This window comes from Pseudoxanthomonas sp. LjRoot204_2, from assembly GCF_056175765.1.
In genome coordinates this window covers 1-1890 of the sequence record NZ_JBGFFG010000554.1, presented here as the reverse complement: position 1 = coordinate 1890, position 1890 = coordinate 1, and the positions used below count along the sequence as shown (strand labels likewise).

Below are 1890 nucleotides of genomic sequence, written 5' to 3'. Positions count from 1 at the left end.
TGCTTCGAGTGCCACTGCTCGTCGGCAACCCAGCGCGCGGCCTTGGCACTGAACAGGATCGTCGCCCAGCCTTTCGGTTCGCCGGAGAAGATGCCGTAGCTCGACGCCAGGTGCTGGTTGAGTTCGTCGTTGGGAAGGTCACGGGCGGGTTCATCGACCATCCTCGCGTTGCCCACGCGGTCCACCGCGAAGCTGCGCAGCGCGTTGCGCTCATGGTCCCACGCATCCAGGTACCAGTTGTCGCGGTAGTGGGTGATGCGCTGCGGCGACACCGTGCGGCGCGTGCGCTCGTCGGTGGAGCGTGCCCGGTATTCGAAGTGCAGCTGCTTGCGCTCCAGCACGGCCGAGGCGACGGTGCGGAAGCTGGCTTCGTCCAGCGTGCGGCCGCGATGCGGGATGACGCGCACGCGGTCGACCGGCCACTGGTCGACGCCGGCGTGGTCGGCCAGCAGCCCCTCGATGCGCTTCTGCAGCGGCGCCAGCGCACCGGACAGCACGCCGCCGCCCGTGCGCACCAGCAGCTGCTGCGCGGCGAGCAGGGCGTACAGCTCTTCCGAACTCAGCCACAGGCCAGGCAGCTCGAAGCGTTCGCTTTCGGCCGCGTGGTAACGGAAACCCGCTTCGCCGTCGCCCTCGATCGGCGCCATCAACGCATCGCGCAGGTACGCCAGGTCGCGATACGCCGTGGCGCGCGAGCAACCCAGTTCCTCCTGCAGACGCTTCACGGTGACCGGATAGCGCGCGGCCTTCAGGATGCGGTGAAGGGCGGTGATGCGTTCGATCTTGTCCATGGTCGGCACGGCAGGGGGCGTTCGAGGATTATCACCGACGGGTGGCCGTTTTCGTCGCCTGCCTGCCGTTGGAGACGGTGAAGGGGCGAACGCCGGCGGCGGCTTCGGCCCGTGCGGTGCCTGGTGATGCGGCGTGTCCTCGCCGTCGCGGCACCCTCAACGCACGGACCGAAGGCGCTGTCGCGGTGGGATACACCACGCTTCGTCGCCACTGTGTCGACGCCGCCTCCCGTCCGGTCGCCGTGCCGAGCGGATGACGGGCAGTTCATTTTGGATGCCACAGACTCCGCCAACGCGATGCGGGGGTGACAGGATGTCAGCAGAAGGCCGGAGCCGCGCCGTGGCGGCCGTGATCGTGGTGCTGATCCACGGAGCGGTGACATGGGTACTGGTACGCCCCCCGGGGTGGCTTGTCGGGAAGARTTCCCCGTCACCCGTGCTGCGAGTGCGGTGGATCGAACACGCACAGCCTGCCCTGCCGACATCGCCGCCCGATGCGCATGCGACGCCTGCGCCCTCGGCCGATCCTTCCGCACCATCACCTGACCCGGGTCGTGTGGCGAGGTCGCTGGATCCCACGCAGCGGCCTCCGGATGTGGCGATCTCCGCATCGACACCCGACTATCTGGCGCAAGGCGCCGTCTGGGCGGCGGAAAGCGCGCCGGCGACCGATTTCCAGCCCGGACTGATGGCCAGCCGTGTTCCGAGGCTACCTGGCGGTGCTTCCGGCGGCCGCTTCCACATGCGAGAGCCACCATCGCCGCAAAGGAGATTGCAGGCGATCGGCAGGATGCTGGCCGGGCCTGACTACACCACCGACCCCTGCCCGCGCATGCACGACAACGTCCATGGTCTGCTGACCGACACCAGCGATGAGGGGCGCCGGCGGCTGGCGTGGGAACTGCGGGAATACCGGGACCGGTGCCGACCGTGACAGGGTTCCGGGAACAGGCCGTCGGGCGTGGCAGAATCTAGGCCGCGAACCTGAATCGGAACAAGCACTTGGGTTGTGGCCGACGTCTGCCCTGCCTACCATGTAACCGGTTTCAGTCACTCCTCTCTGCGAGATCCGCCATGCCCCCCCGGATGCCCCTTACCC

2 protein-coding genes are annotated in these 1890 nt (G+C 68.3%); one reads left to right on the top strand and one right to left on the bottom strand.

The genetic code is table 11. The features are described 5' to 3' along the window. Positions 1 to 791, bottom strand: a 791-nt coding sequence (locus AC04L7_RS17785; protein WP_475513580.1) for a helix-turn-helix transcriptional regulator, incomplete at its 3' end; no start/stop codon positions are given. Positions 792 to 1581: 790 nt separating this feature from the next. Here AC04L7_RS17785 and AC04L7_RS17780 point away from each other — a divergent pair. After that, complete coding sequence (locus AC04L7_RS17780) at positions 1582 to 1725, top strand: hypothetical protein (RefSeq protein ID WP_475513579.1); 144 nt, start codon at positions 1582 to 1584, stop codon at positions 1723 to 1725. The last annotated feature ends 165 nt before the right edge of the window (positions 1726 to 1890 follow it).